Source organism: Herpetosiphon sp. NSE202 (genome assembly GCF_042688385.1).
GTDB lineage: Bacteria > Chloroflexota > Chloroflexia > Chloroflexales > Herpetosiphonaceae > Herpetosiphon.
In genome coordinates, this window is sequence record NZ_JBHUPY010000004.1 from 24,311 (window position 1) to 48,677 (window position 24,367).

The following is a 24,367-nucleotide window of genomic DNA, read 5'->3' on the forward strand; positions in this document are numbered from 1 at the left end:
AGCGCAAAGCCTAGAGAAGGATCTGGATTTATGAGCGAACAACCAACCTTTGATCCGACGATTATTCGTACCAAAGCCTTGATTATCAGCGATTACAGCGGCGATTTGGCAAAACTTACGCTGGTTGAGCGCAATTTGCGTCCGCTCAAAGCGCACGAAGTGCTGGTCAAAGTTGCTGCTACGCCAATTAATCCCTCGGATATGATGTTTATAAATGGTAGCTATGGTATCACAAAGCCGCTACCTGCGGTGCCAGGCTTTGAAGGTAGCGGTACAATTGTGAGCACTGGCGATCAATTATATAGCAAAGTGCTGCTCGGCAAGCGGGTTTCGTTTGCCACCCAAGCTCCCGAAGATGATGGCGCGTGGGCCGATTATGTGATTGTGGCGGCTCGCCAATGCTTGCCCTTGGCCGAGAGCCTGAGTTTTGAGCAAGCAGCCTCGGCAATTGTCAATCCCGTTAGTGCTTGGGCATTAATTGATATTGCTCGCCAGCGTAATGCCAAAGTTGTGGTGCAAACCGCTGCCGCCAGCCAATTGGGCCGCATGCTCGTTCGTTTGGCCCAACGCGAAAAATTAACGTTGATCAATATTGTGCGCCGTGAAGCCCAAGTTGAATTATTGCAATCGCTGGGAGCCGAATATGTGCTGAATTCGAGCAGCCCTGATTTTGCTGAAGCGCTGAGCAAACTGTGCCACGAACAGCAGGCACAATTGGCTTTTGATGCAGTTGGCGGGGAATTAGTGGGGCAGGTGTTGAGCGCAATGCCCAAAGGCAGCACAATGATGGTCTATGGAGCTTTGGCTGATAGTGCATGCCAGATTGATCCACGGAGCTTAATTTTTGAACAAAAACATGTCACCGGTTTTTGGCTGACCGATTGGATCGGCCAGATTAATCCATTAAATTTTGCGCGGATTACCAAAAATGTGCAAAAACTGCTGCTTGATGAACTGACTTCAACGGTTCAAGGGCGCTTTAAGCTCCACGAAGCCCAAAACGCCCTTGAATTGTACCAAGCCAATATGACTGGCGGCAAGGTTTTGTTTACGCCCTAGTAGGCCGTGTTCATATCCAACAAGCCTTTTTCTTTGGCGCGATGTTCGGCGCGGCGCTGCAATGGAATTGAAATGACAGCCATCGCCACTGCTGAAGCCAGCAAAATCAGCAACAAATTGCTGGTGCTCAATTGATTCAGCCCCGTGTTATAGACAGGATTCTGCGCATCGACCCACAAGGCGCGGCGCATGCCCTCAAGCCAGTAGGTTAGCGGTACGGCGCGGGCAATCGCTTGCATCCAATTTGGCAGCACCGTAATTGGAAACAACGCGCCAGTGAAGAGATACAGCGCGCCGGAAACTGCTTGGCCCACAAAGCCAGCATGGCGCGCAATCATCAAGGTTACGCCTGCCAAAATCTGGGCAGCAAAGGTCACAATCAGCAGCCCAAGCAAAGAAACGGCCAGCAACAACGGCCAATTAATTGTGCTCAGCCGAATCGGAATATCCAAAACCAATGCGCCAAAGGTCAGGGTTAATGGCACGGCCAAAAAGTTGATTGAAACTTTGGCAAAGCCACGGCCCCACAAATAGCCATACATCGACGATGGTGTGATCGCAATGTATTTGAGCATGCCCATCCGTTCGCGATCTTCGAGCACTGCCCACGCCATGCTATCGAGCAACAAGGCTACAATCGAATAGACAACCGTGCCGATGAAGACGTAGGGCAAGAGATCTGCGCCGCTTGCATTGCCCGTGCGCTGCAACACCCGCAGCATCATCGTCATAATCAAGCCATTCGACATTGGCAGCAAAAGCGACCACAAAATATAAAAAAGCGGATTCGTCCAGTTGCTCTCGGTTTTCCAACCCAACCAAGCGCCAACCCGAAACGCCTGCAAAAATCGCTGCATAAAAACCCCTTTGGAAGGATGAAGGATGAATTATGAAGGATGAACCTTTTGGAAGGATGAATTATGAATTATGAGAGATGAATTCCCGATCAATACTGCTCGTTCATCTTTCATTCTACAAATTTGTAGCCCTTTTTCATCCTTCATCCCTCATAATTCATCCTTTATTTATAGCCTTTTTCATCCTTCATCCCTCATAATTCATCCTTTTATTAATTGCCTCGTTCCGTCAGGCGGCCATCTTGGCGCGATTTGCGCTCCATACGCTGCAACGACCAGCGAGCTAGGAGGCCGAAGAATAAGGCTAGGCCTGCTAAAATTGCGGCTTCGGTGCCCACACTCAGAAATTGAAATTGCTGCATCATCTCAGGAAACAGCAATTGGCGCATTGCATCAAGACCCAAAGTTAATGGCACGACCGAAGCGCCAGTCGCGACCACCGTACCCAAGGCTTTGACCGGAAAGTGAAAGCCAGAGACAAAGAAAACCGGCTCTTGCAAGGCGGCGGTCATTTGCCACGCACCTCGACCATAGACCAAGAAAATTGAGCTAAGCAACATGCCCATGCCATACAAGGCAATTAGCGACAAGAAGAAAACCCCAATCAAGGCCAACCAGCTGGTTGCTTGATAGCTAATGCCAAAAATCAACGAGCCGCCAGCTAAGATAATTGCCGCTCGAAGCGTAGTCGAAAATAAGCCACCCAAGGCCATTCCAGTCAAAATGGCCATACGCGAGGTTGGCGCGAGCATATACAATTGCAAATTGCCCTGCTCTTTATCCCAATACAATTGCATAGCCATCGACCAGAGCACATTCAGCCAAAAGGCCGTCATTGCGCCACCAACCAAAACCAAGCCTTTGTATGATTCGGGTGCGCCAATTGCCTCGTAAACCAGCACATACGACATTGTTGCCATAAACGGCAAGAAGATGTCAAAGAACAACCAACTAAGTTCGCGTTGAATGCCGATGACCCGTGGATAGGCGCGCCCAATCACCGAGCGCCAAAAGATTGTAAAAGCGCTTGGCCCTTTGCCACGCCGTGGATTTGGCTCGCGCTCAACTGCTGTGTGTTTATCTAAAATCACGCTCATGCAGTGGCCTCACTTTCGGATAACGAGTGGCCGACGAGGTTAACAAAAACATCTTCGAGCGTTGGTTGGCGTTTTTCGAGCGATAACAATCCTGCATTATGGTTGGCAAGTTGGCTCAAGACTTGGGGCAAAATTGCATCGTCACGCAGAATCAGGCTTAATTCATCACGTTGGTCGCCGCTGCGCTGGCTGATGCTTTGCACGCCCGCAATCTGCTCGACTGCTTGCAAAAAGGCTGGCTCAACTGGCGTGGTAAACAAACGGAACACAACATCTTGTTGCAGCGAATATTTAAGGCTGGTTGGCGTATCGCAGGCCAAAATCGTGCCGCCGCTGATAATTGCCACCCGATCACACAATTCGTCAGCTTCTTGCATGTAGTGGGTGGTCAAAACGACGGTTTTGCCAGGGTTGGTATCAAGCCAGTGGCGCGTGTAGGTGCGTAGGGTTCGCGCCGCTTCAACATCAAGCCCAAGCGTCGGCTCATCAAGAAACAACACATCAGGGTCGGTCAATAAGCCGCGAATGTAGTTCATTTTTTGGCGCAAACCAGTCGAAAGAAAGCTCACGCGGGTTTTGGCCCGATCAGCCAAGCCCATGACTTCAAGCAATTCGTCGATTCGTTTATTGGCGACTTTGCTATCCATGCCATGAAACTGGGTAAACATCCACAAGTTTTCGCGCACAGTGAGCAAGCCATAGCCCGACGATTCGCCGCCAGAAACCATGTTGATATGGCGGCGAACTGCATCGGCTTCGTGCAACACGTCAAAGCCCCAAACCTCGGCAGTGCCGCCGCTGGGCAGCAACAGCGTGGTCAGAATTTTGATTGTGGTGGTTTTTCCAGCGCCGTTCGGCCCCAAAAAACCAAATAATTCGCCTGGGCGTACTGCTAAATCAACCCCATCAAGTGCCTTCAAGACGCGCTCTTTGGTTTTATAAGTCCGTTGCAAATTGACGGTTCGAATGGCATATTCAGGCTGCATATTCCCTCGCACAGAAAGTAAACACCGCCTCGCGGCAGTGTAGCTCGATTTGCTATCAACAATTGATCATCTGGTGATTAGCATAGCTCAATCGTGCGTTTGGAGTATGGGTCTAGAGAACGATTGATCGTTCGCTAAATATTTTAGGGTGAATGGTGCTGAAAGTATTGCTTATTGTAAGGCGGCAATTAAGCTCGGCATGGCTCCCATCGCGGCATAAAATTCCGAGCCATCGGGCGTAGGAGTGGGATACGAACTCATTTTGGCGAATACCAGCTCGGCTTTGGGCGCAATGTAGAGCATTTGACCGCCATAGCCATTGGCAATATAAGCCCCGTGCTGGTTATGGGTATTCCACCATTGATAATTGTAGGAATAGTTGGCATTGCTTGGATGGGCAATTGCGCTGTTGGCAAAGGCCGCTTGATCACCGCCAGCCTCAATTGCTGCAACTGCCGCTGCGGGCAGAATTTGCTGGCCATTGAACGACCCTCGATTGAGCAACATTTGACCAAAGCGCGCCATATCGCGCAGCGTCGAGCAAAAACCAGAGCCAGCGGTTTCAGCACAGGCCGAATCGACCACCCACAGCGCATCACGCTCAGCGCCAAGTTTGCGCCATAGATGCTGCGATACTGCCTCGGCCAAGCTGCAATTCAGCACCCGCTTGATAATCCAAGCCAAAACATCGGTATTGGGCGTTTGATAGCTAAAGCGCTGGCCATGCTCACCAGTTTTCAGCATCGTCGGCAAAAACTGATAGACATTGCTTGGGCCGTCATATTGGCTAGGCCGCGCGTTCCAGCCTAAGGCCACGCCATACTTGAAATTTTCAGTCACCAAATTGCCAGTTTGCTCGCTAAACCCAACCGCTGTGCTCATGCCAAGCACGTGGGCGAGGGTGGCCGTGCCAAAGCCACTATCGGCTAATTCGGGCAAATAGCTGGCAACCGTTGCCTGCGGATCGAGCAATTGCTGAGCAACCAATAGCGCCGCCAAAGTTCCAGTAACCGATTTGCTGCCCGAAGCCCAGGCATGCAAGGTTTGGGGTTGCATACCATTCAAATAGCGTTCGTAAATCACTTTGCCACGGTGTAAAACCATAATTCCATCGGTGTAACTTTGCTCAACCATATGATTAAAGTCAAATTCCTGGCCAAGATAATTTTTATAGCGAATTGAATCCAAATTCTGTAAATCGTAGCGAAATTCGCTGCTTGGCCCATTGCCATGCCACACATCAGCCACCGGATTGAGCAACTGAATGTTTTGGAAGCTCCAGCGATTGTAGGGCTTGAGCAATTGTTGCGAATGCTCGACGCTTGATGCAGCTGGAAAGCCCTGCATCAAGCCTAATTCAACCGCAGTTTGAGGGATTGGATGATTCATGATGACTCCTTTTTATTCGCCAAGTTCTGGCAAGCGACTCAAATCTCGCAAACGCTCGACTTGCGAACGCAAGACCCGCCGATTTTGCTGCGGGTTGGCAACCGACGGATCGGGAACCCAATCCAAAAGCCCATTGTCGATCGCGCGAGCAATTCGCATGCGGTTGGCTTGGTTATTTTGTCCAAACGCCAAGGCTGCTGCATTGCTGATCGTAATCAGGTCTTCGGCGGAGAGCCACCAACGGGTGCGCGAGACCAAAATCCCAATCTCGCTTTGCCAAAAATCTTCTGGAAAAACCGCTTTGCTTTGCAGCGCATTGCCCAACAACAGATCGAGCAATTGCTCAAGTGCCAATTCAATTCGCCGCAACATAATTTCGTTGCGCATATGTCGCCCGTTGGCAACCTCGATCAACAAATTAAGATTATGTTGAAAAGCAGTTTCGGCTGCTGCTTCCTCGGCCAAGGTGGTTGCACCCAAGGCTTGGCCCAAGCTGCGATAGCGTTGCAGCACTAAGGCGGTTATTTCTTCGGCTAGTTTATGGTCAAACAGTGCCATCGTTCGAGTTCCTTTATAGATAACGTAACTATCGTTAGTTGATGGGGGGGTAGCATAACGTAACTATCGTTAGTTGTCAAGGCCTAATTGACGAGGTTTTTTCGCTTCGAACCACAGCATGATAAGTTAATCAGACATTGTTTGACTGCTATCAAATGCCCTTTAGGGGGTGCAGGGGGATTAAAGCCCCCTGCGTTTCCCGCCTTGAGGCGGGACGGAAGGGTGGTGACTAAACAATTGAATTTATCTATTCATAATCAAGCCAATGCGGTTCCTGTAGCTGAAACATTTACGCGTCTTTAACGAGACATCCATCGCATTAATCTGGATATTCGTCGGGATGCGGTTTACGAACATATGCTTTAGAACTCAATGAAATTGCTCCATAGGCTTTGAAATTCTGGCGAGCCTCGTTCAATGATTCTGCATTTGCACCGCCACGTAAGTCTGGGTTGTCTGATTGTTGTTCATCATCTTCCCACCAACACACTTCACAGAGATCATAACGGCCTGGGTCTTCGACAGTTTTGTAGCCACAGCATGGACAAGGATAACGAATAGGTTTGTTTAGACTCATGTTTTAATCACTCTCCCGATTAATAAGCATCTCGATAGTTGATTCTATACTAGCAATTAGCTTGCTCAACCATTGATAACGCAGCAAAGGCTCAAAATAGATTTTGGCTATGGCAGTAATCGCTGAATAATTCCCACTACCCACTCAGCCACAAGCCCAAGATCAGCGTTATAGGGTAAGTTTTCGGTTTGAGCAAGCCGTAAACGCCAGAGTGGTTTGCTATGCAGTTCATAAACAATATTCCGTTGATCAATCCAAGTTTGAGTGCTAGCTTTATCGCCGCGTCGATTGAAGAATTGCATCTGCCAACCTTGCAAATTTAACATAATATCGATTTGCAGGCTTGCTTGATCATTAAGCACTATTTCATAATGCAAAATCTCAAATAATTCGTTATCAGGACTCCAATAGCCTTGCTTTAGTTTTTTCGGTGTATCTTCAGGCTGAATCAAAGCTGCTAATTGCGTTAATTTTGTTCGCATTTCATTGCGTAAAACTTTAGTTTCATTTAAGAGTTCTTGAATTTGTTGTTGATTCGATTGAAAAAAGGCTAATCGTTCAGCACTCATGGTTGTTCCTCGCGATAAATGCAATATTGTTTCAGAAAAATCATGGAAGAAGCCTGTATATTTATCTGAATTGGCGTGATTCTCTGTTTGCCACAGGTTTTCAAAACTTGTGAATAATTGTTGATAACTAATACTTTTAAAATACGATTCTGTTGGGAGTTTGACGGAATACAGGCCTAAAACAAAAGCATACAGCGTGCGGCCATTGGCAAGCGTTTTAAGATGGTTATGATAAATGCCCAAATCATTATTAAGTTGATGATAAATTTTATTCTCGATGCCAATCACAAACTCAGGAGTTTCAAGCACCAAATCAATTCGTTTATTGCCTGAGGTTACATCTTCGCGGCGGGCAGTAACCGCATACTCGCCTTGAACATCGCAATCAACGAGCTGCATGAGCGCCCGAAAAAGCAGATTGCCAAAATTGTGCTGGTTGGTTGATTGCAGATAAAAGGCCAAAATATTGCTGGCAACATTTTCTAAATGAGGATAACCTGCAATTTCCAAGAAGGTCGTTGAAGCTTTGGGCTGTGGCGGAAGTTTGGCAAACGCTTGGAGCATCGCTGAGATTTCTTGCATGATTCTACTCCATCACAGAGAATTGCATTCATATCGTATCGCAATTGTCAACTCTTGGAAAGGCTATTGCCGCTGAAAGTAAACTCTTTAGTTGATGGAGCAAAGATGCAGCCTTTGATTATGCTTGTTGCCCGAACTGCGGCCATTCCACCAACAGCCGAAGAATTAATTGAAAAGGGCTATAGAATCGTTGGTTGTGATAGCATTCAGCAAGCCTTAGATACAATTGATCAATTGAAACCAGATTTGATCTATATCATTGATCATTTTATTGAAGGCTTTCGCGATCCACTAGAAATTTATTTTTATACCAGAGATATACTAAATCAGCCAATTCCAATTATTTTGGTTGGATTTCGGCATATAGCTGAACATTTGGTCGATCTCGATCTCGCTTGTTTCGATTTGATGCAGATCGAAGCGGCGCTGAATTTGGTTTATGAGTTATTACCAATTTAAAGCGTTGTTCCTTGAATAACCAAGCTTGTGCGAATCGATTGGGCTTTCAAAATCGGCGCTTGAGGCAAATTCAAGCAGCTGAATTTCATCGGGCTGCTCAATATGTTGCTTAATTACCTTTGTCGGAGTTGGCCGAATGCGTAACAACAAACGTATACTGCGCAAGCAAGGGCAAAACTAAGGCTTCGAATTGCTCAAAGGCTGCGCTTTGGTCTGCGTGCAGATAGATTAATTGGGTCAAATAGATGCTCATTTTTGCTCCAAATCCCAATCATCAAGCACTTGCTGAATGCTATAACGCGCCATATTGGCCAAAAATGGATTGCTATGTTGATAGTAGGGCAAGGCAATCAGCGCTATCGACAAGGCCCAGCCTCGGCCCCGTAACCATGTTGCTTTATCAACGTCCATCGCCGCGCGAAACGTAAGCCGCGTCTGACGATCGAACAAATTCCAGGCTGGCAGCAAATCGCAGGCCGGATCGCCAATTGCCAACGCACCAAAATCAATCACCGCGCTAATGTGCGCATCAACAACCAATAAATTGCCAGCATGCAAATCGCCATGAATCCAGACTGGCGCATGTGGCCATGGCTCAATGTGGATTGCATGCTCCCAGACTGCCAGAACCCGTTCTGCATCAACAAGATTTTGGGCTTCGGCGAGGGCGGCGCGAGTGGCTGCATCGCGCTGAATCAGTGGTACGCCGCGCGCAGTTGGCGATGCAGGCACAGGGCCATGCTGCGAATCAATCCGTTGCAAGGCATGCAGAAATTGGCTCAAATCAAGCTGAGGATTTTTGGGTATTGCAGTAACTGCATTTTCGCCAGCGAGCCAGCCATAAACTCCCCATTGCCAAGGATAAGCAGCGCTTGGTTGGCCTTGGGCAATTGGTTGGGGAATCTGGAGCGGAAGTTGGGCTTGCAACCATGATAACCAACGAAAATCACTGGCAATTTGATCAATTGCCCAAGCGATGCGCGGCAAACGAACAACCATGCTCTCGCCCAAGCGATAAAGTGCATTGTCGGTTCCCGCCGATTCAACCTTGTGCAACGGCAAATCAGCCCATTCGGTAAATTGGCTGGCAATTAAGCTTTGAACTAGCGCCTGATCGATTGGAAACTCATTCGCATGCATAGTTGCCATAAATTATCCTTAAACAACGTCGTGCAAGCATTATGCTCGACAATGCTTGCACGAAGATCAACCTAGCGAACGACATTAGCCCAAGAGCAGATGTAAATCGCCAAATTCATGCCAGAGATAGTGCTGCTCCAAGGCGGCACGATAGCATAACTCTAAATGTTCGTAGCCTGCTAAGGCCGCCAACATTGCCAAATGAGTGGCTTTTGGTTCATGCAAACCAGTCAAAATGCCATCAACTGCCCGCAAACCGCGCTCTGCGGTGATCACCAATTCGGTCCAGCCAGTGTGCGGATGCACCAAACCACGTTGATCGACAGTGCTTTCGATGGCCCGCACGCTGGTGGTGCCAACTGCAATCACGCGGCGGCCATCGGCGCGGGCGCGATTGATCAAATCGGCGCTGGTTGCTGGCAAGCTATACCATTCTGCATACGGCGGCTCGTGATCTTCGAGGCTGGCCACGCCAGTATGCAGCAGCAAGGGCGCAATTTGAATACCTTGAGCAACCAACCGCGTCAGCAAGCGCTCGGAAAAAGCGCGACCTGCCGAGGGCATTTCGGCGCTGCCAAGCTCGGTTGCATAGACCGTTTGATAGTAGCTGCTGGGCCAATCTTGGTCGACATAACTATAATGGATTGGTTTCGCATGCTCGGCCAGATACATTGGCAATGGTTTGGGCAAGCTCAAACTAGCAATCCATAAGCGATTGGTGGTTGCGCCATTGGCTGCATAGCCGCGATGAATTTCAAGCGTGCCACCAGCAGGCAAATCAAGGCTCGTTGCGGCGAGGGCTGCGCGATAGGGCAGGCTGCTCGTGCCATGGGGCTGGCGAATTTCAACCAGCCACAGCTCGGCCAACAATTGGGTTGAAAGATGCACGATTAATTGCTGGCCCGCCTTGGTTGTGGCCGGAATTGCTGCATTCAGCGTGCCACTGGTATTGATTGCCAGCACATCGCCTGCTTGTAAAATTGTTGGCAATTGGTCAAATCGATAATGCTCAAGCTGGTTTGAGCGACTATGCGAAACCATCAAGCGCACTTGGTCGCGCTCTAGGCCGCGCGCCTCTGGCGGTTCACCCGCCTCAAGAATGGTCGGTAGTTCAAAATCTATTGTTGCAAGCATAGCAAGCTCACTTTCATGATGAGAAGAACATAGAGCATTCAAGAAAATCAAAAGTCAAAAGGCAGAAATCAAAGGAAAAATTAGGCTATTGGCTTGACAATCACGGGCATACCCTCACCCCCAGCCCCTCTCCCGCACGCGGGCGAGGGGAGCACTCCAACGCATTACGCAAGAACCACTGTCTTGAAGCCCCTCTCCCGTCGAACGGGAGAGGGGTTGGGGTGAGGGGAGCTTAAAACCTGACCCCTAACCCCCGACCTCCGACCCCTGATCCCTGATCCCTATTTACTATGTTCTAATCCTTACGATAGCGACCACTTGGCACATCATCGTTAATCAGCCGTAAGACTGCTGGCACGCTGGCTTCTGGTGGCGGGCGGTCGCTAATATCTTCGCCAGGAAACGCCTCTTGATGCATTTGGGTGTTCATATCGCCTGGATCAAGGCTATAGACCCGCCAAGTTGGCTGTTCGGCAGCTAAAATTGCGGTCAATTGATCGAGCGCCGCTTTGCTGGAGCCGTATCCACCCCAACCTTCGTAGGCTTGAAGTGCTGCATCGCTACTGATATTGATGATGCGAATGCTGGGCTTGAAGCTTGGCGCGAGAGTTTGAATTGCTGCCAGCGGCGCAAAAACATTGATTGTATAAACCTGGGCCAACTCAGCGAGTGGATATTCGACTAAACTTGGCAACGGGCTTGGCCCCAAAATGCTGGCATTATTGACCAACAGATCCAAGCCCCCCCATTCTTGGGCGGCAATCGCCAAGGCTTGGCGATGGGCTGGGTCGGCAATATCGCCATCGATCGCTTGGACGCTAGTGCGAGTTGCCAAGGCGGCGCGGGCTTGTTCCAGCGCTGCTGCGCCGCGACCAGTAATGATCAAATGCCAGCCATCCAAGGCTAATTTTTGGGCGAGGGCGAGGCCTAAACCACGTGATGCGCCAGTAATTAATCCAATGCGTTGCATAGTATTTGCTCCTCAACTACCTTGGCCAACCACCATTCGCGCAGTTCGCTGGCTTGACCTTCGGCATCAAAATTCACAATAAAGATTCCGGCTAAATCTTGGGCTTGTTGCTGTTGTTGATGATAGAGTTTGGTGTGCCATTCGGCCACGCCGCGCCCGCCTGCAAACAGCACTGGCGTAATTGCACATTCGACATGGTGATGTTGGGCCAGCATGTTGCGCCAATAGCCAACTACCGCCGCCAGCCCACGCAACGCAGGCTCAAACGGATGCTCTTGATAGCGAATCGTGGGGCTAAATAAGTGGGCTAATGCTGCAAGATTACGCTGGTTCCAGACCGTTGCTAAGCTTGCACACCAGTCTTGAAAATCGTTGTTGTTCATAGCCAACTTCCATCTGCCAAGCAGTATAGCGAGCGGAATTGGTTGGCAACTCGGCCAGCAGTGGGGCAATTGGCAGCGCAACTAGACAGGCCCAGACCTGTCCAATCGGCCAGCAAATAGATTATTATTGATAGCCATTGAGCTAAAATTGATGCTTGACAAACTGGAAACTCAATATACAATATATCTAGTATAAGTTATTGCTGAGCATTATGAGTTATTCACTGGCGTTTTCGCAGGCGATTGCCATCAGCCTCTACATCACCTATAAAGTCGAGGAACATTGCTACGATTTCGTGCCAACCCACGAAATTGCCGATTTTTTAGGGATTGCCAAACCAAGCGTGGTCAAAGTTGTGCAAGCCTTGACCAATAGCGGCCTAATTGAAACTCGCGAGGGTTCCAAAGGTGGCGTGCGGCTGACTCGTGCAAGCACAGCGATTACCTTGTTGGATATTTTTAATGCGATTGAGCAAGCCAAGCCCTTGTTTCGAGTCAATATCACCTTCAAAGAGCAAAAAGAATCGGCGCTGGCCGCTCGTCAGCGCATGCTCGATAGTTTTCAACGCGCCGAGGATGCCATGAAACGTGAGTTGCAAGCAGTTTCTTTGGCCGATCTTTCGATCGATTGATTTTTTTGGTATAAACTAGCCCTATTTTGTATCTAGTTTATTGTGTTCGCCATGTTTTTTACTTGAAACTCGATAAACTGTTTATCTAGTTTATTAATTGAAAGGAACTCTGATGAGCAAGCGTGTATTGGTTACTGGAGCAAATGGTCATTTAGGCTCGGTGTTGGCCCAAATGCTGGCCGAACGCGGCTTTGAGGTGCGGGCAAGCGTGCGTAATCGCAGCCACATCAAGCCTGAGCTTGGCTACGAACAGGTGTATGCCGATTTGATGGATATTAATTCGTTGCAACAAGCCTTGGTTGGCGTTGACACGCTGTATCAAGTAGCTGCGGTATTCAAACATTGGTCGCGCAATCCGCAGCGCGAAATTATTCAACCCAATGTTGAAGGCACGCGCAATGTTCTGCGGGCAGCGGCCCATGCTGGGGTCAAACGGGTGGTGTATGTTAGCTCGATTGCGGCGGTGGATAAAAATAATCCACACAGCCAAATCCCTGCTGATGAAACCAGCTGGAACCAATATACCTATGGCAATCCCTATTATCAATCGAAAATTGCTTCGGAACAGCTGGCTTGGAAGTTGGCGCAGGAATATGGGTTGGATATGGTGGCGGGCTTGCCAGGCACTATTATTGGCGACCCAAATGGCCGCACCACGCCATCGCTGGGCATTTTGGAGCTTGTGTTGAGCAATAAACTGCCGCTTGACATCAATATGGATTTTAATTTTGTTGATGTGGCTGATGTTGCTGCAGGTTTGATTGCCGCTGAGCGCTTGGGTCGGGCCGGCGAACGCTATATTTTGGCTAACGATCAATCATTGCCCTTGCGGCGCTTGTTTGAAATTGGCCAAGAATTCAACCCTAGAATTAAAATTCCAATGCGGGTTTCCAAAGGCATTACGCGCGTTGCCGCTAGTATGATGGAATTGGTTGCGAATCTGACAGGGCGTGAGCCGATGATTTTGCGCAGTCAAGTTGGCTTATATTGTGGGGTCGAACAGCGCCTATCGATTGCCAAAGCCAAGCGCGAGTTGGGCTATAATCCGCTACCTGCGGTCGAGGCGGTGCGCAAAACCTTCGCAATTCTCGCCCAACAAGCTCCCAACCAAGTTGCCTTAGGTCAAGCCTAAGTTAAATAAAACGTGGTGGCAGTGGTTCAGGCTGCCACCACTGTTTGCAATTAATCGCGTTCGACGATTGTATTGCGCAAGATGCCAATTCGTTCAATTTCTAGCTCGACCACGTCGCCAACTTCGAGCCAAGGGCCTTTGCCGTGGGTGGTTTCGAGCAAGCAGCCAGTACCAACCGTGCCAGAGCCGATAATTTCGCCTGGCAGTAGCGTCACATCACGCGAGGCATGGGCAATTAGCTCGCCCAAGGTGTAGTAAATATCGGCAAACGAGCCACGCCCGCGTTCTTCGCCATTAACCCGCACGACCATTGCCAAATCGTAGCGGCCATCGCCCAGCGCTTTATCCTCAATTTCGTCGAGCGTGATCATTGCTGGTCCAAACGAGGTGGCAAAATCTTTGCCCTTGGCTGGTCCTAAGCCAACGCTCATCTCGCTGGCTTGAATATCGCGCGCTGACCAATCGTTCATAATCATCAAGCCAGCAATATAATATTCGGCCTCATCTGGCTCAATATCGCGGCATGGCCTGCCAATAACCGCCGCAATTTCCAGTTCGTAATCAAGCTGGCTGGTGCGTGGCATTACCAGATCAGTATCTGGCCCAACGACCGTGGTGGGATTGCCAAAATAAAAAACTGGCATATCGTACCAAGAATTCGGTACGTCACGGCCATGTTGAGCACGAATTTCGCGCACATGTTGCTCGAAAGCATAGAAATCGCGAATCGTTGGGGGTTGGGGAATTGGCGCTAATAAACGCACGCTATCTGGCGGGTAAATCACAGTTTCGCCGCCCAGCGAAAGCATGCTATTAATCGCATCGGGATCATCCCACTCGATGCCATCGCCACCACCGCCAAGCAAATCGACCACTGCTGAAACGATCTGGATTGCAGCATCGATGCCAAAGCCATCGGCTTCGTGTTGGAGCATGCTCATCAGCGACCAATTGTGGGGCAGATCCTCAAAAACCAAGGCAGCCGCCGCTTGCAGATCGATAATACCCATTGGCAGCCATGCTCCAGCTCGTGCCTCCGAGCCTTCGCCATACCGTCGAAATGAAACAAATTTCATAAAAAGCCCCCGTTAATTGTGTTTCAATTATAGATGAAGTGTTAGAGCAAAGAACATAGTAACTGGGGATCGGTTGTTGGGGATTGGGGATCGGGGAGCAGGTGCAAGGGATTAGGATTCAGGGGTTAGGCTTTTGGCTAGCGGGGTGTTGCGGTTCTTGCGTGGGTGGGTTTTTAACGCAGAGCCGCGGAGCAGAGGATGAAGGATGAGGGATGAGGGATGAGGGATGAGGGATGAGGGATGAGGGATGAGAATTCGTGGCTAAAAAAGACCTTGGCGATCTTCGCGCTCTTCGCGGTTTCGTCTTTCGTGGAATTCGTGGCTAAAAAACTCAACCTTCGCGTCCTTCGCGCTCTTTGTGGTTGCAAGCCTTCGTGCTCTTCGTCGATCAAAAATAGTACCCTTGCCCTGACAAGATCTTTCAGTGTATGATGCTGCTAGTTTCGCACCTTAGCGCCATGGAGTTGTTGCTGATGAGCCAGTATCTTGATCTGCGAATTAGCGTTGATGCCAAACAAGCCGACCAATATCCAGTTCGAATTTCGACTGCCGATGGCCAAGAGTATCGGGCAACCTTAACTCTGCCTGCTGAGGATAATCCAAGCTACTCGACGTTTAATATGTTGCTTGGCTATGGCAACCAAAGCTTAAATCAAGATCAAGTGATTGAATTTGGCAGCTTGCTTTATAATTGCTTGTTGGCTGGTGATGTGCGGACGGCGTTTATTAGCGAGCGTAATCGTGCCAAGGCAGAAGGCAAAAATTTACGCATTCGCTTATCGATTGAGCCAAACGAAGTTGATGTTGCCGCGATTCCGTGGGAATTTGCCTGTGATGATGCTGGCATTCCCTTGGTTACAAAGCACTCAATTTGTCGGTTTTTGCCGCGTAACGAGCCACTTCCAGCGCTTAGTTTGGCGGCAGATACAACCTTAAAAATGCTGCTAGCTTGGGCCGCCCCAGCTGAACTTGATCAACAATTAGGCTACAGTTTAAATATTGCTGGCGAGGTAGCGGCAATTCGCCAGCAGCTTCAGCCTTTAATTGACACGAAAAAAGTCGAACTAATTGAGCTAGCCCATGTTACTGGCAGTAGGCTTAATCTCGCAATTGAAGATCATCAGCCACATGTGCTGCATTTTATTGGCCATGGCATCATGAATGGGAATAGTGGCCAATTAATTTTTGAAGATTCGAATGGAAAACGCAAAGATTTTTCGGCTCTCCAACTTTCAATTGCCTTGGAAGGCTCGCCAATTCGTTTGGTTGTGCTGAATGCCTGCCAAACGGGCACGGTTGTAACCCGCTTGTTGGGAAGTATCGCGCCAGCACTGATGGCGGTGAATGTGCCAGCGGTGGTGGCAATGCAAGCTTCGGTTGCCGATAGTGCTGCCAATGTGTTTGCGAGTGCGTTTTATCGCGCATTTGCCGATTTTAAGCCGATTGATGAATGCGTTTCGCGTGCCCGTCGCATGGTGATTGCCGAAGGCATTAATAATGTCGATTGGGGCTTGTCAACTCTGTATATGCGTGCCAAGGATGGCTTGCTCTTTACGCCACCAAGTACCTCAGGCCCGAGTAATCAGGCTGATGCCTCAACTGCTACAGCCCTCCCACCCAATAGCATCAGTAATTTGGCGGGTAGCGGTAATACGTTTAATCGCGATGTTAATTTTGGCACGATCCAAGCTGGGCATACGATTCAGGGCAATACCTTCAATGGCAGCAATGTTGCAATTGGCAATACAGTCCAAGGCAATCTCAATCAAACAAATACCCTGAATCAGCGCGATAACTCAGATTTGGATAATTTAAAACAACGCTTAGCAATCAAACAACGGAATTTGCAAACTATCGAGAGCCAGATTGAAAGTTATGGCATTAAAATTCCGGTTTATCTCGTTAATCAACGTAATAATCTGGCCGATGAGATTGCAGCGCTTAAACGTGAAATTGCTGAATTGAGCCGCTAATGCCAACCGATTTAAGCTGTGTGATTATTGCTGGTGGCCAAGCGCGGCGGTTTGGCAGCGATAAACGCCGTCTGCGCTTGTGGGGCGAAGCAGGCCCAACCTTGCTTGAACATACGCTGGCAGTTGCCCAAACTGTTTGCGCGCGGGTCGTCGTGAGCCTCAATGATCCCAGTGCTTGGCCCGAATTAGGTGTGCCTTTGGTGCAAGATCGTTATGCCAACGCAGGCCCATTGGCCGGAATTGTGGCTGGCATGCAGCATTTTGCCAGCGAATGGACGTTGGTGCTTGCCGCCGATTTGCCCTTGCTGGCAACGCCGTTTTTGGCTGAATTGCTGGCCCAACCTCGCCATGGCTTGGCGGTCGTACCACAGCGCCAAACAGCTGAGCAACGTGGTGGCTGGGAACCGTTATGTGCGCTCTATCAGCGGGCAGCCTTGCCGTATTTTGAGCAAGCGTTGGCTGCTGGCCAGCATCAATTAATCAGGATTATTGCTCAATTGCCGCCCCAAATTTGGCCAATTGCCAGCACTAGCCCATGGTTGCAATGTTTACATAATCTCAATCGCTTGGACGATATGCAGCAACTAGCGGCATTTAAGGTACTATAGCCAAAATGTTAGTTGAGGCGTGTCATGCAGCGTGTGGCTTTTTGCACTCCGGTTAATCCGGTTGAATCGGGCATTTCGGATTATAGCGAGGAATTATTGCCCTACTTGGGGCAGTATGTTGATTTAACCGTCGTGGTTGATGATGAGGTTCAGCCAACCAATCAACAGTTAATCGCCACGCTGCCCGTTATCCGAATTAGCGATTTAGCCAAACAGCATGCGCGCCAACCCTTCGATGCAATTATTTACCACATGGGCAACAGCCCAGCTCATAGTCGCTTTTGGCAAAGTTTGCAGCGTTTGCCTGGGATTGTGGTGCTGCATGATTATGTGTTGCACCATTTAATGCTTTGGCATGCAGCCAATCGGCTGAAACACATGCCCAGCTATCGCCAACAAATGCAACACTATTATGCCGAACAGGGCACACAAATAGCGCAACGGATGGAGCGCGGCCAACTTGGCGATGCAGTCTTTGATTTTCCGCTTTCCGAGCCAGTGATTGCTCAAGCAAGCAGCTTGATTGGCCATAGCAACTATGTGCTTGAGCGAGCGCAGAAGCAACGCCCCGATTTGCCAACCTCACTTGTGCCAATGGGCGTGCCGCTTTTGCCGTCAGCCGATCGATTGGTCGCTCGTCAATCCCTGCAACTGCCCGCCGAGATTCCAATTTGGGCTAGTTTTGGCCATATCAACCCCTACAAACGAATTGAACAGGCCTTGCATGCTTTTGCCCAATTTCGGCGTAGCTATCCCACGGCGCGCTATATTTTAGTTGGCAGCGTTTCGCCAAGCTACGATCTTAAAGCGTTGCTGCAACGTTTGCAATTGGGCGATAGCGTGCAGGTGACAGGCTATGTTGATCACGCTGATTTTAATCGCTATGTTGCTGCCGCCGATATTTGCTTCAATGGCCGCTATCCTTCTGCTGGCGAGACTTCGGCCAGTTTGCTGCGCTTATTGGGCGCTGGGCGGGCCGTGTTGGTCAGCGATATTGCCACATTTAGCGAATTGCCTGCCGATGTGGTGGCTCATGTGCCAGTTGACCACGATGAAGTTGGCTTGATCGCGGCCTATGCCGAGCGTTTATGGGCCGATGTGGCGTTGCGCGAAGCCTTGGAGCAGAATGCACGGCGCTTTGTGGCCGAAAAGCATAATCTGCCCTTGGCCGCGCGGGGCTATGCCGACCATCTGAGCAAGGTGCAGGGCTGGCCACGCTTAGAAATTCAACGTGAACCATTATGGGATCTGAATCAGGTCACGATTCAAACCTCGATTCCGCACGTGATTGGCCATAAAGCGGCGCAACTTGGCTTGGTTGATGCAGATGCGCCGTTGCTTGATCGGTTGGCTGCGCGCTTGCGGAATCTGCTGCCATAAGCTCAATTGGTTAATTGATCATACTTCCAATGCCAGCGGGTTTGCTGTTGCTGCAAGCGCCAGCCAAATCCGGCGAGCAGCAATAAACCCAATGTGCCAGCGGCCAGCTGTTGATGGGTCAGATTCACAATCGTAAACAAGGCCAAGTTCAGCAAATAAATCGCAATTGGCAACGTTAAGCTCGCAGCTTCTGCTGGCTGATTAATTGGTTTGCGACAAAGTGCTTCGGTTGCAAGGGCCAAAATCAAGGCCAAGGCCCACCATGCTATAAAATTGGCGGTTGGAATGCCAAAGATCGGGCCTGATTCAAGCCATGTCCAATAGCGGTTGATATACACGGCAACTGGCTCGATCACCAAATCAAACAACATTGCCAAGCTAGCAGCCCCAAGCACCCGTGGCCAAAACCTCGCCGTGGGCATGAGCATGCGGCTTAATTCGAGTGCACCTGGCACAACCAACAACCATGCAAACGGAATCGCTAAGGGCACAACGCCCACAATCTCTGGCAGCAGCACGCCGTTATATTGATATGCGCCGAATGGCCAGCCAGTCGTCACGCCCAAATGCTCGGTTAGCCATGAGCCAATGCCAATGATGCCAGTGCTTAGCCAGCCCATGTTGCCGTAGCGTTGAATTAACCACCAAGCAGCAAGCCCGCCCGGCACAACCAACATTAGGGTTGCCATAAATTCGCCGCCAGCAGGCACAAGGTCAAACGCCAATAAAGGCACACTCCAAGCCCAAACAAACAAATAACCTACCCATAACCAATGTCCAAGGCGTAAAGTAGCCACAAAGTTCACCCCTGAAATAGTAAAATCGTCTCTTGCGATCTTACTCTAGTCCCGCTAGGATGGATGTATTCATTCTAAGCTTAATCCACGTTCAGCGTTGATCGTTTGATAAAGGACGCACCTGCATGGCCGCCAATCCTCAGATCAGCAGTTTTCTGCCACGCTATGTCCTGCAACGGCTCATTGACGAGCAACAACTCCGCCAACCGCTGGCCGAAGATCAATTGGCTACGGTCTTGTTTGCCGATTTTTCTGGTTTCAGTCGGCTCAGCGAGCAATTTGCCTACGATCAAACCACGATCCTCGAATATATTTCCGATGTGCTCAACGATTCATTTAGCCAATTAATTGATACCGTCATTGCCCATGGCGGCGATGTGGTTAAATTTGCTGGCGATGCATTAATTGCCATTTGGATGGCCGATGATCTTGAGCAACTGCGCCAAACAACCCAGCTTGCAGCCCAATGTGGCCTAGCGATTCAAGCAAGCTTCACGCTGCCCAGCGCTGCTGAACGCTTGGCAATTCGGGTCCAAATTGGGGCTGGCTCAATTTCAAACTTTATCGTGGGCGGCGTGAATAATCATTGGGAACAGTTGATCAGTGGTGAGGCTTTGCTGCAAGTCCATTTGCTTGGCTCGCAAACCCATGCTGGCCAAGTCGTTATCTCGCCAGAAGCACGCTCGTTGATTCGCGCGCAAGGCCAAGGCGAGGATTTACGCGCCCAAGCTTTTCGATTAACTGGCTTAGCTGAAAACCTGCCCTTGCCTGAGATCAATCAGTCGCTGCCCAACTATCCAACTGAACAATTGACTCCGTTTATGCCAACTGCCGTAATAGCACGCATTAATGCAGGTTTGCACGAATGGCTGGCCGAATTGCGCCATTTGAGTGTGATGTTTATTAATGTACCAGCCTTGAGCTTTTTCACCACCCTTGAGCAAGTGCAAGCGGCAATTAGCGCGTTGCAAACAGTTATTTTTCGCTACGAAGGCAGCATCGATAAATTATCGGTTGACGATAAAGGCGTAAGTTTGTTGGCGGCCTTTGGCTTACCGCCACTCTCGCATCGCGATGATGCTGAACGGGCTGTGCGAGCTGCACTTGAAGCATCGACCGCGCTGGCCAAATTGAGCCTAACCCACACAATTGGCATCGCAACTGGCCCAGCGTTTTGTGGCGAAATTGGCAATAGCCAGCGGCGCGAATTTACCATGATTGGCGATGTGGTGAATCGGGCTGCGCGCTTGATGGAAGCCAATCTTGCACCAATTTTATGCGACCAAACCACCGCCCAAGCTAGCCAACAACAGGTGCGTTTTCAGGTGTTGCCGCCAATTATGATCAAAGGCAAAAGCCAGCCAATTACGATCTATCGTCCGCAACAAACCAACTATAGCCCCGACCAGATTCGGCCTCGGCGCTTGATTGGCCGTCGCCGCGAGCGCGGCCAGATTGAGCAACTTTTTACCCAAGCTCAGCCCTCAATTCAACATTTGATGCTGACTGGCGAGAGTGGCATGGGCAAATCGGCTTTGTTATATGAGGCAGTCGAAATTGCCGAGCACTACGAGCGCCAAGCCTTGCTGATTACCAGCAGCAGCCTGCGTCAATCGGCCCAATATCCAGGCTGGCGCTTGTTGCTTGAGGCCTGTTTGGCGGTTGAGCAATGGCCACATCAAGCCAGCCAATGCTATCAATTAATTATTCAACGCTTGCAATTGCCCGACCAATTGGCCAAATCGGTGCAGCTGTTGCACGATGTTTTGGAATTACCTGGCCGTGCCGAAAGCAACGCTACGCTTGATCAAGCGCAACAAGTGCAAATTATTCATGAATTAATTGGCCATGCACTCAGCCAACTCCATCAGCAAAAACCCTTGGTCTTGTGCATCGATAATTTGCAATGGTTCGATTCGCTGGCGCTCAACACGCTTGAGCAGCTCTTGCAACAACAGCCTGAGCTTATTTTGATTACGACAGCACCAACCAAACTAGCAGGCCTTGCAGCCCAGCAGCTTTTACACTTGCAAGCGCTTGATCCGGTGGCTTGTATTGCAGTCGTCGCCCAATCGTTGGGCGTGCAAGCAATTCCGCCAAGTGTGGCCGCGTTTATTAATCAACGGGCTGCTGGCCATCCTTTGTGGAGCATCGAGCTTGCTCAGGCCTTGCGCAATGCCGGCATGATTCGGATCAACAACGGCATTTGCAAGCTTGATCAATTTAGCCAGCTTGAAAAACTCAATTTGCCAAGCACCATCCAAGGCGTGCTGGTCAGCAGAATTGACCAACTGCCGCCGCAGCCCCAATTGACGCTGAAAATCGCCAGCGTGATTGGCCATGAGTTTCAGGTGCAGCTGCTTGAGGCGATTTATCCGTTAGCCCACGAACGTGAGCATATTCCAGCTCACCTCAGTTTGCTCGTCCAACAAGGCTTTATTCACGAGGCCAGCGAGGGCTATCGATTTAGCCAAGCGATTATTCACGATGTAGCCTATTCGTTGTTGCTCTTTGGCCAACGGCGAGCGTTGCATCGGGCAATTGCCGAATGGTACGCCATCGAACATCCGCATTTGGCCGAGGCTGGCAGTAGCCTTTTGGCCCACCACTGGAGCCATGCGATTGATCCTGATGAGCCAGAAAGCCGTCAGCCGGCGATTGAGGCCTTGCAACGGGCTGGTGAGCAAACGCTGCTGCGCTGTAGCTATCGCGAGGCAATTCCATTTTTTGAGCGCGCCTTGCATTTGTTGGCGGTTGATGATGATTTTGCTGCGCAACAACAAATTGTGCGTATGCAATTCAATTTGAGCCAAGCTCGCTGGCGTTTGGGCGACCACAGTATGGCCCTGACCAATTTGGATTCGGCGTTGGTAACCGCTCAACGGATTGGCGATGGCGTGGGTGAGGCCGATGTGCTCCGCCAATTTGGTAATATCGCCTATGTTCAAGGCGATTTGTACACCGCGCAACAACATTTTTCAGCCAGCGTTAATCGGGCGCGCCATGCCAACTACCACAGCGGGATTATCAGCGGCGTAAGTAATGTTGGGGTTGTAGCCTTTGCCCGTGGCGATTATCAGGTTGCGCGTGAAGCCTATCGCGAAGGCTTGGCAACCTCGCGCGAGCAAGGCCACGATTTTGGCATCGCGGTCAACCAGCTTAATCTTGGTGGTTTGGCAATTGTCGAGCAAGCATGGGACGAAGCACGCCACTATCTTTATGAAGCGTTAAACTTGGGCTATACCAAACATATGACCTTAGTATGTTTACATAGTTTGGTTGCTTTGGCAGAATGGCGGTTAGCAACTAATCAAGCTGAAGCAAGCGCCAATTTGATTCAGATCGTGCTGCATCACGAAGCCATTGACAGCGAAATCCATGCAGCGATCGATAAACTGAAACCACAGTTGATTCAAATTTTGGGCGAAACCCAATGGCTGATTTTGAGCCAGCGTCCAACCACGCCATTTGAGCAAATTATCCCAGCGATTGTGCAAGAATTGGCGACTGAACAGCACTAAAACTGCTCTGCGAATGGCTTGATTGATATGAATCATTGCCGCCTGCAAACGCCAACTTGGGCCAAATTGTTAAGATCCCGTCAGCAAATGGTCTAGGCACGATCTACCAAACCCGTTACAATAGACGACGGTACGATCAAGAATAGAGGTATTTATGCCGACGATTTTAGTGATTGAAGATATTCCTGACAATGCTGCTTTGGCGCGCCGAGTTTTGAATGCCTATGGTTATTCGGTGCTCGAAGCGGCTGATGCTGCCAGTGGCTTGGATATGGCGCTCGAACAACATCCCGACTTGATTTTGCTTGATTTGGGCTTGCCTGATGCCGATGGCCAAACAGTGGCTGGGGTATTGCGCGGTACGCCTGAAACCCAAAACATTCCGATTGTGGTTTTTACCGCTTGGCCCGAAGAAACTGCCCGCCAAATGGTTCGTGCCTATGGATGTAACGGCTTTATTCGCAAACCGCTGTCAGTTGTTGATTTTGCCCAAGCGATTGCCAGTTACCTCTCCTAAATAGGTTCCAGCTATCAAGGATCTATATGACAACAGATGGTTTTCACGATGGTTCGGCCATAGAGCTTACTCCCGCAGCCAGCTTTACCATTGATGAATTGGTCGCAATTTATAACCAGACTCGGATCGATTATATTGTGCCAATGCCAATGAACAGCCAGCGGCTCGCTGAATATATTCGGTTATATGATGTTAACTTAGATGCCTCGTTTGTCGCCAAGGCCGATGGCGACATTATGGGCCTTGCAATGCTTGGGGTGCGCCGCGACCATGCCTGGGTTACCCGGCTGGGCGTGTTGCCCAATCGGCGCAAGGGTGGCATTGGCCGCGCCTTGATGATCGCAATGGTTGAAGCAGCGCGTCAGCATTGGCTCAAATATGTGCAGCTTGAAGTTATTTTGAATAACACGCCAGCGCATAAGCTTTTTTTGGCGCTCGGCTTTGAAGAAACCAACCAACTGCTGGTGATGCGGCGGCCACCAGGCCCGGTCAAAATTCCCGCAGTTGGCTCAGTCGAATGGCTCGATTGGTCACAACTGCAACGGCTCGTGCGCCAACAAGCGCAAGGTGTGCCATGGACCAACCAAGCTGATTCCTATGACCATATGGCTATGGTCGAAGGTTGCCGCGTAAGTTTGCCCGATGGTGGTCGTGGTTGGTGCATTTTCCGTCGCCAACCATTGGTAATTTCGCATATTCGGCTGCATACCGAAGCTGGCGATCCAGCGGCGGTTGGTTCGGCCTTGCTGAGCCAAGTGCACCAACGCCATAGCCGTTTGGATACGCAAGCAGAAAATATTCGCTGCGATGACCCACATTTGACCGCCTATACCAACCATGGCTATATCGAAGCCTTCCAACGAATTGAAATGCTTTTAAACCTTATCCAATGATCGGGTCAATAAATATCCCCCCCAAGTTGCAACATAAACGGGACTAAGGACAACCAGCAATAGCAGTCAATTTGGGTT

Annotated in this window: 24 protein-coding genes; 10 read left to right on the forward strand and 14 right to left on the reverse strand. The window is 49.8% G+C overall.

The genetic code is table 11. The features are described from left to right. Nucleotides 1–30 precede the first annotated feature (30 nt). Nucleotides 31–1,059 carry a zinc-binding dehydrogenase gene (locus ACFMKP_RS05505; RefSeq protein WP_382289799.1) on the forward strand — a complete coding sequence of 343 codons (1,029 nt, stop codon included), beginning with the start codon at nt 31–33 and terminating at the stop codon, nt 1,057–1,059. Here ACFMKP_RS05505 and ACFMKP_RS05510 read toward each other — a convergent pair. The 7 genes from ACFMKP_RS05510 to ACFMKP_RS05540 all read right to left on the reverse strand — a co-directional run bounded on the left by ACFMKP_RS05510 (nt 1,056) and on the right by ACFMKP_RS05540 (nt 7,674). Continuing rightward, nucleotides 1,056–1,916, reverse strand: a complete 861-nt coding sequence (locus ACFMKP_RS05510) for an ABC transporter permease (RefSeq protein WP_382289800.1) — start codon at nt 1,914–1,916, stop codon at nt 1,056–1,058. The two genes, ACFMKP_RS05505 and ACFMKP_RS05510, sit on opposite strands and share 4 nt — an antisense overlap. 212 nt (nt 1,917–2,128) lie before the next feature. After that, nucleotides 2,129–3,013, reverse strand: coding sequence for an ABC transporter permease (locus ACFMKP_RS05515; RefSeq protein WP_382289802.1), 885 nt, complete (start codon nt 3,011–3,013; stop codon nt 2,129–2,131). Continuing rightward, nucleotides 3,010–3,999: an ATP-binding cassette domain-containing protein gene (locus ACFMKP_RS05520; RefSeq protein ID WP_382289804.1), complete on the reverse strand. Its 990-nt coding sequence runs from the start codon at nt 3,997–3,999 to the stop codon at nt 3,010–3,012. Before ACFMKP_RS05520 ends, ACFMKP_RS05515 begins: the two co-directional genes overlap by 4 nt. Before the next feature lie 171 nt (nt 4,000–4,170). Beyond that, nucleotides 4,171–5,388 (reverse strand): serine hydrolase domain-containing protein, encoded by a 1,218-nt coding sequence (locus tag ACFMKP_RS05525; RefSeq protein WP_382289805.1) that lies wholly within the window; start codon nt 5,386–5,388, stop codon nt 4,171–4,173. Nucleotides 5,389–5,400: 12 nt separating this feature from the next. Beyond that, nucleotides 5,401–5,946: a hypothetical protein gene (locus tag ACFMKP_RS05530; protein ID WP_382289807.1), complete on the reverse strand. Its 546-nt coding sequence runs from the start codon at nt 5,944–5,946 to the stop codon at nt 5,401–5,403. A 319-nt stretch (nt 5,947–6,265) separates the two neighbouring features. Beyond that, on the reverse strand, nt 6,266–6,523 hold the full coding sequence (locus ACFMKP_RS05535; protein ID WP_382289809.1) for a CPCC family cysteine-rich protein: 258 nt from the start codon (nt 6,521–6,523) through the stop codon (nt 6,266–6,268). Between the two features lie 107 nt (nt 6,524–6,630). After that, complete coding sequence (locus ACFMKP_RS05540; RefSeq protein WP_382289811.1) at nt 6,631–7,674, reverse strand: PD-(D/E)XK nuclease family protein; 1,044 nt, start codon at nt 7,672–7,674, stop codon at nt 6,631–6,633. A gap of 105 nt (nt 7,675–7,779) precedes the next feature. Here ACFMKP_RS05540 and ACFMKP_RS05545 point away from each other — a divergent pair, with 105 nt between their 5' ends. Then, nucleotides 7,780–8,133 (forward strand): hypothetical protein, encoded by a 354-nt coding sequence (locus tag ACFMKP_RS05545; protein ID WP_382289813.1) that lies wholly within the window; start codon nt 7,780–7,782, stop codon nt 8,131–8,133. Between the two features lie 109 nt (nt 8,134–8,242). Here the strand turns inward: ACFMKP_RS05545 and ACFMKP_RS05550 are convergent, their stop codons facing one another. The 5 genes from ACFMKP_RS05550 to ACFMKP_RS05570 all read right to left on the reverse strand — a co-directional run bounded on the left by ACFMKP_RS05550 (nt 8,243) and on the right by ACFMKP_RS05570 (nt 11,760). Next, nucleotides 8,243–8,386: a hypothetical protein gene (locus ACFMKP_RS05550; RefSeq protein WP_382289815.1), complete on the reverse strand. Its 144-nt coding sequence runs from the start codon at nt 8,384–8,386 to the stop codon at nt 8,243–8,245. Next, the gene (locus ACFMKP_RS05555; protein WP_382289817.1) at nt 8,383–9,282 is read right to left on the reverse strand and encodes an aminoglycoside phosphotransferase family protein; all 900 of its coding nucleotides are present in this window, start codon (nt 9,280–9,282) and stop codon (nt 8,383–8,385) included. The genes ACFMKP_RS05550 and ACFMKP_RS05555 overlap by 4 nt, the downstream gene beginning before the upstream one ends. A 75-nt stretch (nt 9,283–9,357) precedes the next feature. Further along, nucleotides 9,358–10,407, reverse strand: coding sequence for an S-adenosylmethionine:tRNA ribosyltransferase-isomerase (locus ACFMKP_RS05560; protein ID WP_382289819.1), 1,050 nt, complete (start codon nt 10,405–10,407; stop codon nt 9,358–9,360). A 295-nt stretch (nt 10,408–10,702) separates the two neighbouring features. Then, the gene (locus ACFMKP_RS05565) at nt 10,703–11,377 is read right to left on the reverse strand and encodes an SDR family oxidoreductase (protein ID WP_382289821.1); all 675 of its coding nucleotides are present in this window, start codon (nt 11,375–11,377) and stop codon (nt 10,703–10,705) included. After that, nucleotides 11,359–11,760, reverse strand: a complete 402-nt coding sequence (locus ACFMKP_RS05570) for a nuclear transport factor 2 family protein (protein ID WP_382289823.1) — start codon at nt 11,758–11,760, stop codon at nt 11,359–11,361. The genes ACFMKP_RS05565 and ACFMKP_RS05570 overlap by 19 nt, the downstream gene beginning before the upstream one ends. Before the next feature lie 212 nt (nt 11,761–11,972). Between ACFMKP_RS05570 and ACFMKP_RS05575 the strand changes: the two genes are divergently transcribed. Both ACFMKP_RS05575 and ACFMKP_RS05580 read left to right on the forward strand, forming a co-directional pair. Next, on the forward strand, nt 11,973–12,392 hold the full coding sequence (locus ACFMKP_RS05575; RefSeq protein ID WP_382289825.1) for an RrF2 family transcriptional regulator: 420 nt from the start codon (nt 11,973–11,975) through the stop codon (nt 12,390–12,392). Between the two features lie 112 nt (nt 12,393–12,504). Next, complete coding sequence (locus ACFMKP_RS05580) at nt 12,505–13,524, forward strand: NAD-dependent epimerase/dehydratase family protein (RefSeq protein WP_382289827.1); 1,020 nt, start codon at nt 12,505–12,507, stop codon at nt 13,522–13,524. Between the two features lie 50 nt (nt 13,525–13,574). On the opposite strand, the gene ACFMKP_RS05585 is transcribed toward ACFMKP_RS05580, so the two are convergent. Next, complete coding sequence (locus ACFMKP_RS05585) at nt 13,575–14,600, reverse strand: fumarylacetoacetate hydrolase family protein (protein WP_382289829.1); 1,026 nt, start codon at nt 14,598–14,600, stop codon at nt 13,575–13,577. A gap of 473 nt (nt 14,601–15,073) precedes the next feature. On the opposite strand from ACFMKP_RS05585, the gene ACFMKP_RS05590 reads away from it, so the two are divergent. From ACFMKP_RS05590 to ACFMKP_RS05600, 3 genes are read left to right on the forward strand one after another with little or no spacing between them, the layout of a single operon-like run. After that, a complete protein-coding gene (locus ACFMKP_RS05590; RefSeq protein ID WP_382289831.1) occupies nt 15,074–16,573 on the forward strand; it encodes a CHAT domain-containing protein in 1,500 nt (499 codons plus the stop codon). Continuing rightward, a complete protein-coding gene (locus ACFMKP_RS05595; protein ID WP_382289833.1) occupies nt 16,573–17,181 on the forward strand; it encodes a molybdenum cofactor guanylyltransferase in 609 nt (202 codons plus the stop codon). Before ACFMKP_RS05590 ends, ACFMKP_RS05595 begins: the two co-directional genes overlap by 1 nt. Before the next feature lie 24 nt (nt 17,182–17,205). Continuing rightward, entirely contained in the window at nt 17,206–18,561 is a 1,356-nt protein-coding gene (locus tag ACFMKP_RS05600) for a glycosyltransferase family 4 protein (RefSeq protein WP_382289835.1), read from the forward strand. Nucleotides 18,562–18,563: 2 nt separating this feature from the next. Here ACFMKP_RS05600 and ACFMKP_RS05605 read toward each other — a convergent pair whose 3' ends face one another. Continuing rightward, nucleotides 18,564–19,358 carry a carotenoid biosynthesis protein gene (locus tag ACFMKP_RS05605; protein ID WP_382289837.1) on the reverse strand — a complete coding sequence of 265 codons (795 nt, stop codon included), beginning with the start codon at nt 19,356–19,358 and terminating at the stop codon, nt 18,564–18,566. Nucleotides 19,359–19,483: 125 nt separating this feature from the next. Here ACFMKP_RS05605 and ACFMKP_RS05610 point away from each other — a divergent pair, with 125 nt between their 5' ends. The 3 genes from ACFMKP_RS05610 (at nt 19,484) to ACFMKP_RS05620 (ending at nt 24,289) form a co-directional block, all read left to right on the forward strand. Beyond that, on the forward strand, nt 19,484–22,879 hold the full coding sequence (locus ACFMKP_RS05610; protein WP_382289839.1) for an AAA family ATPase: 3,396 nt from the start codon (nt 19,484–19,486) through the stop codon (nt 22,877–22,879). Between the two features lie 154 nt (nt 22,880–23,033). Beyond that, nucleotides 23,034–23,396: a response regulator gene (locus ACFMKP_RS05615; protein ID WP_054533752.1), complete on the forward strand. Its 363-nt coding sequence runs from the start codon at nt 23,034–23,036 to the stop codon at nt 23,394–23,396. Between the two features lie 26 nt (nt 23,397–23,422). Further along, nucleotides 23,423–24,289, forward strand: coding sequence for a GNAT family N-acetyltransferase (locus ACFMKP_RS05620; RefSeq protein WP_382289841.1), 867 nt, complete (start codon nt 23,423–23,425; stop codon nt 24,287–24,289). Nucleotides 24,290–24,367: the final 78 nt, after the last annotated feature.